Source organism: Comamonas sp. (assembly GCF_036666375.1).
Taxonomy (GTDB): Bacteria; Pseudomonadota; Gammaproteobacteria; order Burkholderiales; family Burkholderiaceae_C; genus Comamonas.
Genome location: NZ_JAVWWA010000149.1, coordinates 1 through 8,641, shown reverse-complemented (window position 1 = coordinate 8,641; position 8,641 = coordinate 1). Strand labels below are relative to the sequence as shown.

7 protein-coding genes and 1 pseudogene are annotated in these 8,641 nt (G+C 65.7%); 6 read left to right on the top strand and 2 right to left on the bottom strand.

What is annotated here, in order from left to right:
• Positions 1 to 1,426 (bottom strand): galactarate dehydratase (garD, locus tag RR928_RS22960; RefSeq protein ID WP_332684373.1); only part of this gene is annotated, 1,426 nt, incomplete at its 3' end.
• A 238-nt stretch (positions 1,427 to 1,664) separates the two neighbouring features.
• Between garD and RR928_RS22955 the strand changes: the two genes are divergently transcribed.
• From RR928_RS22955 to RR928_RS22930, 6 genes are all read left to right on the top strand, one after another.
• A complete protein-coding gene (locus RR928_RS22955; RefSeq protein WP_442881456.1) occupies positions 1,665 to 2,474 on the top strand; it encodes a FadR/GntR family transcriptional regulator in 810 nt (269 codons plus the stop codon).
• A 157-nt stretch (positions 2,475 to 2,631) separates the two neighbouring features.
• Positions 2,632 to 3,609 carry a Bug family tripartite tricarboxylate transporter substrate binding protein gene (locus RR928_RS22950; protein WP_332535902.1) on the top strand — a complete coding sequence of 326 codons (978 nt, stop codon included), beginning with the start codon at positions 2,632 to 2,634 and terminating at the stop codon, positions 3,607 to 3,609.
• A gap of 40 nt (positions 3,610 to 3,649) precedes the next feature.
• Positions 3,650 to 4,558 carry a 5-dehydro-4-deoxyglucarate dehydratase gene (gene kdgD / locus RR928_RS22945; protein ID WP_332535903.1) on the top strand — a complete coding sequence of 303 codons (909 nt, stop codon included), beginning with the start codon at positions 3,650 to 3,652 and terminating at the stop codon, positions 4,556 to 4,558.
• A gap of 178 nt (positions 4,559 to 4,736) precedes the next feature.
• Entirely contained in the window at positions 4,737 to 5,702 is a 966-nt protein-coding gene (locus RR928_RS22940) for a 2-hydroxyacid dehydrogenase (RefSeq protein WP_332684372.1), read from the top strand.
• Positions 5,703 to 5,724: 22 nt separating this feature from the next.
• Positions 5,725 to 6,813 (top strand): SMP-30/gluconolactonase/LRE family protein, encoded by a 1,089-nt coding sequence (locus tag RR928_RS22935; RefSeq protein WP_332535905.1) that lies wholly within the window; start codon positions 5,725 to 5,727, stop codon positions 6,811 to 6,813.
• A 25-nt stretch (positions 6,814 to 6,838) separates the two neighbouring features.
• Positions 6,839 to 8,287: an aldehyde dehydrogenase family protein gene (locus tag RR928_RS22930; protein ID WP_332547799.1), complete on the top strand. Its 1,449-nt coding sequence runs from the start codon at positions 6,839 to 6,841 to the stop codon at positions 8,285 to 8,287.
• 55 nt (positions 8,288 to 8,342) lie between these two features.
• On the opposite strand, the pseudogene RR928_RS22925 reads toward RR928_RS22930, so the two are convergent.
• A pseudogene (locus RR928_RS22925) lies at positions 8,343 to 8,641 on the bottom strand (symmetrical bis(5'-nucleosyl)-tetraphosphatase); the annotation flags it as partial.

Genomic DNA, 8,641 nt, shown 5'->3' with positions numbered 1-8,641 from the left:
CGGCGTTGACGTCCATCAGGTCATGCCAGCGGCGCGCGAGATCGCTGCGCGTGGCAACCTTGATCACGGGGCAGGCGGCCAGGCCGTAGGGCGTGCCGCGTCCCGTGGTGAAAATGTGCAGGTTCATGCCGGCCGCAAGCTGCAGCGTGCCGCAGATGAAGTCGGAGGCCGGCGTGGCGGCGTAGATCAGGCCTTTTTCCATCAGCTTCTCACCCGGGGCGAGCACGCCCGTGATCGGCGTGGAGCCCGACTTGACGATGGAGCCCATGGCCTTCTCGACGATGTTGGAGAGCCCGCCTTTCTTGTTGCCCGGCGTGGTGTTGGCGCTGCGATCGGCCAGGCCGCGCGCCAGATAGGCGTCATACCAGGCCATCTGGTCGATCATCGCCTGGGCGACTTCGGGCGTGCTGGCGCGCGAGGTCAGCTGGTCTATGCCGTCGCGCACTTCGGTGACTTCCGAGAACATCACGCTGGCGCCGGCGCGCACCAGCAGGTCGGTGGCGTAGCCCACGGCCGGGTTGGCGGTGACGCCGCTGAACGCGTCGCTGCCGCCGCACTGCACGCCGACCACCAGTTCGCTGATCGGCACGGTCTCGCGCCGGCGCTGGTTCAGGCGCTGCAGATGCACATCGGCCTGGCGCACGATGGAGTCGATCATGCTCATGAAGCCCACATGTTCCTCGGCCTGCAGGCAGACCACATCGAGCGCGCTGTCGGCGGCGGGCAGGGCAGGGGCCGTGCCCAGGCGCTGCATGGGCAGCAGCGGGGCCTCGGCCGGGGGCAGCAGGCGTTCGGGCTGGAGCTTTTCGCAGCCCAGGCTCACGACCATCACTTCACCGCCGAAGTTGGGGTTGCGGCTGATGTTGCGCAGCGTGCGGATGGGAATGATGGCGTCGGGCGCGTCTATGGCCACGCCGCAGCCGTAGCTGTGCTCCAGGCCCACGACGTCATCCACATTGGGGTAGCGCGCCAGCAGCTCGCTCTTGATGCGCTGCACCGCGGTGTCGACCACGCCGGCCACGCACTGCACGGTGGTGGTGATCGCGAGAATATTGCGTGTGCCCACCGAGCCGTCGGCATTGCGGTAGCCTTCGAACGTGTAGCCGGTGAGCGGCGCCAGTGCGGGCGGCTTCACGGTGGCCATGGGCAGGCCTTCGAGCTCCGGCGCCGCGGGCATGCGCAGCGTGCGTTCGTTGATCCAGCTGCCGCGCGGCAGGGCTTTGAGCGCATAGCCTATGACCACGTTGTAGCGCCGCACCACGGCGCCTTCGGCCAGGTCTTCGAGCGCGACCTTGTGGCCTTGCGGAATGTTGTCGACCAGGCGCAAGCCATCGGGGAACACCGTGCCTGCAGGAAGGCCTCCGTCGTTGGCCACGATGGCCACGTTGTCGGCGGCATGCATGCGGATATAAAGGGGACTGCTCATCGGCTGCTTTCGATTTTTGAATTCATCACGACCTCATCGGTGCGGCCTGCCATGCGTCCACGGCCGCCATTCCAAGGCACATCACTTTCGTCTCAACGGTAGGCGCGCAGGGTGCGAAAAGGTGACTGCTCACTTTGAGGCGTCCCACGAATTGGCGCGACCTTGTCGCCTGGCTACTGCCGTAAACCATGATAAGTGATATGTTGTCATACAACTAAAACCAATTATCATCAGACCCATGAGCATCCCGACATCGGAATTACCCCAATCTGCCGCTTTTTTATTGCCTGCGGAGGGTTCTGCGTTGCGCAGCAAGACCAGCCGCGGCAGCCGCAGCCTGGCCAATCTGCTGTCGGAGGAGTTCGACCACAAGATACGCCAGGGTCTGCTGCACGAAGGCGACAAGCTGCCCACTGAATCGGAGCTGGTGCGCAGCTATGACGTGAGCCGCACCGTGGTGCGCGAAGCGCTGTCCAAGCTGCAGGCGTCCGGCTTGGTGGAAACGCGCCACGGCATAGGCACATTCGTGCTGCCCACGCGCCAGAATCCTGGCATGCAGCTCAACGCACACGAGCTCAGCGAGTCGGTCGACGTGCTGGCCGTGCTGGAGCTGCGCATCAGCCTCGAAACCGAAGCCGCGGGCCTGGCCGCGCAGCGCCGCGAGGCGACGCACCTGCAGGCGATGCGGGATGCATTGCAGGCGTTCGAGCACCACTTTGCGCTGGGCAACGAGACCGTGAGCCATGACCTGGCATTTCACTTGAGCATTGCCCAGGCCACGGGCAATCGCTACTTCCAGGACATCCTCCAGCATTTCGGCACCATGCTGATTCCGCGCAACCGCATCGCGTCCATTCATACGCCGGCGCGCGATCCCGACTACCTGCGCCGCGTGAACCGCGAGCATGAAGAAATCTATGCGGCCATCGAGCGCCAGGACGCGGACTCCGCGCGTGCGGCGATGCGCATCCACCTGACCAATTCGCGTGAGCGCCTGCGCCTGGCCCAGCGCCTGAGCCAGCTCTCCGAGCCCGTTTCTCCCGCCTGAACCAGCCGGTTGCCGGCTGCGCGCCCGCTCTGCGGGCGCATGCAGGGGGCTGCGGATTCAGCGCTTTTTCGACCTCGTGTTTACCCCTAGGATTTTTTGCGTGAGTTTTTGAAAGTCTAGTTGTATGATGACTGACCACTATACGGAGACACTTCAAATGCTTTCCCGCTCACGTTTTCTGTGCACTGCCTTGGCGCTTGCCGGCACCGGCCTGCTTTGCGCTCCCGCATTCGCGGCGGATCCCTGGCCCAGCAAACCCATCCGTCTAGTGGTTCCTTATCCTCCGGGCGGCAGCTCCGACATCATTGCGCGTTCCATCGGTCAGATCATGTCGCAGGAGCTCAAGCAGACTGTCGTGATCGAGAACAAGGCCGGCGCCAACGGCAATCTGGGTGCGGAGTTCGTGAGCCGTGCCGCGCCCGATGGCTATACCTGGCTGCTGGCCGACCTGGGCGCGCTGGCGATTTCGCCTTCCGTCTACACCAAGCTCAGCTTCGACCCTTCCAAGGATCTGCGCGGTGCGGCCATGCTGGCCTACTCGCCCCACATGCTGGTGGTCCACCCTTCGGTGCCGGCCACCAATCTGAAGGAACTGGTCGAGCTGTCGAAGAAGCAGGACCTGAACTTCGCCGTGACGGCCACGGGCAGCGCGCCGCATCTGGCCGGCGTGGAACTCGCCCGCCTCACGGGCGCCAAGTGGGTCTACGTGCCTTACAAGGGCGGCGTGCAGGCGGTGCAGGACACCGTTGCCGGCCAGACACAGGTGCTGATGAACGGCATGCTGGCCACCTACCCGCATGTGCAAAGCGGCAAGCTCAAGCTGCTGGGAATCTCCAAGGAAACCCGCATGCCGCTGATCGCCGATGTGCCCACGCTGGCCGAGCAGGGCGCCAAGGGCTTTGCCTCCGGAACCTGGCAGGGCGTGGTGCTGCCGGCCAAGACGCCCGAAGCCATCGTCCAGCGCGTGAACCAGATCCTGCTGACCGCCATCCGCACGCCTGATGTGCGTGCCCGCCTCACGGGCCAGGGCGCCGAAGTCGTGACGATGACTCCGGCCGAAACCGACAAATTCTTCAACGCCGAGCGTGCACGCTGGCGCACCGTGGTGCAGACCTCCAATCTGCAACTGGACTGAAGTCCAGCCTATTTTTTCATTCTGTTCCTTAAGGATTGCCATGAGCCCCCAAGAAGTCAAAAGCGTGATGAGTTCCGGTCTGTTGTCGTTCCCCGTGACCGACTTCGACAGCCAAGGCAACTTCAATGCCAAGAGCTATGCCGAACGCCTGGAATGGCTGGCTCCGTTCGGCGCCACCGCGCTGTTCGCCGCCGGCGGCACGGGCGAGTTCTTCTCGCTGACGGCCGACGAGTATCCCGCGATCATCAAGACCGCTGTGGACACCTGCAAGGGCAAAGTGCCAATCATCGCCGGTGCCGGCGGCCCTACGCGTTTCGCCATCCAGTGCGCCCAGGAAGCCGAACGCGCTGGAGCACACGGTGTCCTGCTGCTGCCCCACTACCTGACCGAAGCCAGCCAGGAAGGCCTGGCCGCGCACGTCGAAGCCGTCTGCAAGAGCGTCAAGTTCGGCGTGATCATCTACAACCGTGGCATCAGCCGCTTCACGCCCGAAACCGTTGCCAAGCTGTGCGAACGCAATCCCAACCTGGTCGGTTTCAAGGACGGCGTGGGTGACATCGAAGCCATGTCGGCCATGTTCCTGACCATGGGCGATCGCCTGGCGTATCTGGGCGGCCTGCCCACGGCCGAAGTCTATGCCGCGGCCTACAAGGCGCTGGGCACGCCCGTGTACTCGTCGGCGGTCTTCAACTTCATCCCCAAGACCGCGATCCGCTTCTACGAAGCGGTGAAGAACGACGACCACGCGACGCAGCACCACCTGCTCAAGACCTTCTTCATGCCCTACCTCGAGATCCGCAACCGCAGCGCCGGTTACGCAGTATCCATCGTCAAGGCCGGCGCGAAGATCGTCGGTCACGACGCCGGTCCCGTGCGTGCGCCGCTGGCTGATCTCAAGCCCAACGAGATCGAAGAACTGGCAGCGTTGATCAAGCTCGTGGAGCAATAAGCCCCAGGCTCCGGACCGCAGGAGCGATCTTGCGGTCCGGGGTGCATTGCAAAGCGCCAGACGCTGTCCTTTTGCAATGCGCCCCGCTGCACCGCAGCCGCAGCCCCTGTGGCCGCACGGGTGACGGTACGCGGTTTCCCCCCCCCTTTCCCTCCGAACGACTCAAGGACTTCCCTGCATGGCACCCTCCCGACCCCGCGTTCTCCAATACGGCAAGATGCCGCTGCCCCAGCTCGATGCTGAACTGGCGCAGGCCTACGACGTGCAGATCCTCTCGGAGCAAAGCGATCCGGATCGTTTCCTGGCGGAGCAGGGCGGGCAGTTTGCCTATGCGGTGACCTCGGCGGCCATGGGTCTGCCGGCGCGCGTCGTCGACGCACTGCCTGAGCTCAAGTTCGTCAGCAGCTTCGGCGTGGGCTTCGACGCGCTGGACAAGGAGTCGCTGCTGCGCCGCGGCGCGCGCGTGGGCTATACGCCGGGCGTGCTCGATGATTGCGTGGCCGACATGGCCTGGGCGCTGCTGCTCGATACGGCGCGCGGTGTCAGCGCCTCCGACCGCTTCGTGCGCCGCGGCGACTGGAGCCGCCAGCGTTTCGGCCTCACGACGCGGGTCTCGGGCAAGCGACTGGGCATCTTCGGCATGGGTCGCATAGGCAGCGCCGTCGCGCGCCGCGCCGCGGGCTTCGACATGGAGGTGGGCTATCACAACCGCCGCCCCATCGACGGCTCGCCGCACCAGTACCTGGCGTCGCTGCTGGAGCTGGCCCGCTGGTCCGACTTCCTGATCATCACCGCCGCCGGCGGCGACCACACGCGCCATCTGGTCAGCACCGAAGTGCTCGATGCGCTGGGCCCGCAGGGCTTTCTGGTCAATGTGGCGCGCGGCAGCGTGGTCGACGAGGCGGCGCTGGTCGAAGCGCTGCGCAGCGGCCGCATCGCGGGCGCGGGCCTCGATGTGTTCGAGGACGAGCCGCGTCCGCTGGCCGATCTGCTGACGCTCGAGAACGCCGTGCTCGCGCCGCATATCGCCAGCGGCACGCACGATACCCGCCGCGCCATGGCCGACCTGGTGCTGCAGAACCTGCAGCAGTTCATTGCCACCGGCGAGCCCGTGGCCGAAGTGCCCTGGTCCGCCGCGCGCTGATGCCAACCACAGGAGATTTCTCATGCACCGTCGCCAGCTGTTGAAGACTTTCAGTGCCAGCGCCCTGGGCGCCTGGGGCGCCGCCGCCGGGGCCCAGTCCTTCGGTTTTTCGCCCCACCAGCGCTATCCCGATCCCGCGGTTTTCATTCTCGATCCGAGCTTTGCCAAGTACCGCATCTACAGCAGCACCATCGAGCAGCTGGGCACGGGCATGCGCTGGGCCGAAGGTCCGGCCTATTTCCCTGAAACCGGCACGCTGATCCTCAGCGACATCCCCAACAACCGGCTGATGAAGTTCGAGGAAAAGACCGGCAAGTTCTCGGTGCACAAGGAAAACGCCAACTACGCCAACGGCAATGCGCGCGACCGCCAGGGCCGGCTGGTCACCTGCGAGCACTCGGTCACGCGCCGCGTGGTGCGCACCGAGCGCGACGGCAGCACCACGGTGCTGGCCGACCGCTACCAGGGCAAGCGCCTCAATGCGCCCAACGACGTGGTGGTGAAGTCGGACGACAGCATCTGGTTCACCGATCCGCTGTTCGGCATCAACGGCGAATGGGAAGGTTCGCGCGCTGCGCCCGAGCAGGCCGGCACCTATGTCTACCGCATAGGCAAGGACGGCCAGATCAGCGCCGTGGTCACCGACCTCGTCAACCCCAACGGCCTGGCGTTCTCGCCCGACGAGAAGAAGCTCTATGTCGTCGAGTGGAAAGGCACGCCCAACCGCAGCGTCTGGAGCTTCGACGTTTCGCCCGACGGCACGACCGTGTCGAACAAGACCAAGCTCATAGACGCCGACGGCCCGGGTGCGCTTGACGGCTTTCGCGTTGATCGTGACGGCAACCTGTGGTGCGGCTGGGGCTTCAGCGGCGCTTTCAGCCCCGAGACCAGCGATATCGGCGGCGGCATGCGCGCCCACCTGCCGCTGGCCAAATCCGAAGAGATGGACGGCGTCAAGGTCTTCAATCCGCAGGGCAAGCCGATAGGCTTCATCCGCCTGCCCGAGCGCTGCGCCAACCTGGAGTTCGGCGGCCCCAAGCGCAACCGCCTGTACATGGCCAGCAGCCATTCCCTTTACGCCTTGTATGTCGAAGCCCATGGCGCGGCATGAACCGATTTTTTTCAGGAACCGAGCAATGACCCAATTCGACAATCTCATCAACGGCCAGTGGACTGCAGGCAAGAGCTACAGCCCCAACGCCAACCCCAGCGACCTGTCCGATGTGGTGGGCGAATACGCCCAGGGCGATGCTTCGGACGTGAATGCGGCCGTGGCCGCGGCCGCCGCCGCCTTTCCTGCCTGGAGCACCTCGGGCATCCAGGCGCGCCACGACGCGCTCGACAAGATCGGCAATGAAATCCTGGCGCGCAAGGAAGAGCTGGGCGACCTGCTGGCGCGCGAGGAAGGCAAGACCCGCCCCGAAGCGATTGGCGAAGTCGGCCGTGCGGGCCAGATCTTCAAGTTCTTCGCGGGTGAATGCCTGCGCCTGGCCGGCGAGACCCTGCCTTCGGTGCGCCCCGGCATTGGCGTGGAGATCACGCGCGAGCCCGTCGGCGTGGTCGGCCTGATCACGCCCTGGAATTTTCCCATCGCCATCCCCGCCTGGAAGATCGCGCCCGCGCTGGCCTTCGGCAATTGCGTCGTTCTCAAGCCCGCCGACCTGGTGCCGGGCAGCGCCTGGGCGCTGGCCGACATCATCCACCGCAGCGGCATTCCCGCGGGCGTGTTCAACCTGGTGATGGGCCGCGGCCGCGTCATTGGCGAAGCGCTGGTGCAGCATGAAGATGTGGCCGCCATCAGCTTCACCGGCTCGGTCGGCGTGGGCAAGGGCATTGCCGCGGCCTGCGTGGCCAGCGGCAAGAAGGTGCAGCTTGAAATGGGCGGCAAGAACCCGCAGGTCGTGCTCGACGACGCCGACCTGAACCAGGCCGTCGAGCTGTCGGCGCAAAGCTGCTTCTACTCGACGGGCCAGCGCTGCACGGCGTCGAGCCGGCTGATCGTGACCGATAGGATCTACCCGGCCTTCATCGAAGCGCTGCAGGCGCGCATGGCCAAGATCAAGGTCGGCGATGCACGTGCTGCGGGCACCGACATCGGCCCCGTGGTGAGCCAGGCCCAGCTCGAACAGGATCTGAGCTACGTTGAAATCGCCCAGGCCGAAGGCGCAGTGCTGGCCGCGGGCGGTGCGCGCGTCGCCTGCCACACGGGCAGCGCCAAGGACGGCTTCTTCATGCAGCCCGCGCTGTTCGTCGACTCCACGCCCGCGATGCGCATCAACCGCGAGGAAGTGTTCGGCCCCGTGGCCAGCGTGATCCGCGTGCGCGACTACGAGGAAGCGCTGGCCGTGGCCAACGACACGCCGTTCGGCCTGGCCGCGGGCATTGCCACCACCAGCCTCAAGTACGCCACCCACTTCAAGCGCCACAGCCAGGCGGGCATGGTCATGGTCAACCTGCCGACCGCAGGCGTTGACTACCATGTGCCGTTTGGCGGCCGCAAGGGCTCGAGCTACGGTCCGCGCGAGCAGGGCCGCTATGCGCAGGAGTTCTACACCACCGTCAAGACGGCGTACACGCTGGCCTGAGCGCGCCATCCAGCTTCTCTTTACACCGGGCCCTGGCCCGGTTTTTTTATGCCCGTTACTTGGGTGCCTGGGCCTGTGCGCAATGCACCTGCAGCAGCTCACGTTCGGCCAGCGAGTCGCCAAAGCGCATGGCGCTCAGGCAGCCGCCCCAGACGCAGCCGGTGTCCAGGCCCATCAGATCATGGCGTGCGACCAGCCCCTGCTGCGACCAGTGGCCGAAAGCGATCGCGGTGTCCGCGCTGCGGCGCGCGGGCGCGTCGAACCATGGCACCAGGCCGGGCGGGGCGTCGCTGGCGCTTTCGGTGCTGTCGAAGTCCATGCGGCCTTCGGGCGTGCAAAAGCGCAGCCGCGTGA

Excerpts from the sequence above, each read along its gene's own strand:
- RR928_RS22955 (WP_442881456.1), top strand. The coding sequence starts at position 1,665 with ATGAGCATCCCGACATCGGAATTACCCCAATCTGCCGCTTTTTTATTG.
- RR928_RS22950 (WP_332535902.1), top strand. The coding sequence starts at position 2,632 with ATGCTTTCCCGCTCACGTTTTCTGTGCACTGCCTTGGCGCTTGCCGGC.
- kdgD (WP_332535903.1), top strand. The coding sequence starts at position 3,650 with ATGAGCCCCCAAGAAGTCAAAAGCGTGATGAGTTCCGGTCTGTTGTCG.
- RR928_RS22940 (WP_332684372.1), top strand. The coding sequence starts at position 4,737 with ATGGCACCCTCCCGACCCCGCGTTCTCCAATACGGCAAGATGCCGCTG.
- RR928_RS22935 (WP_332535905.1), top strand. The coding sequence starts at position 5,725 with ATGCACCGTCGCCAGCTGTTGAAGACTTTCAGTGCCAGCGCCCTGGGC.
- RR928_RS22930 (WP_332547799.1), top strand. The coding sequence starts at position 6,839 with ATGACCCAATTCGACAATCTCATCAACGGCCAGTGGACTGCAGGCAAG.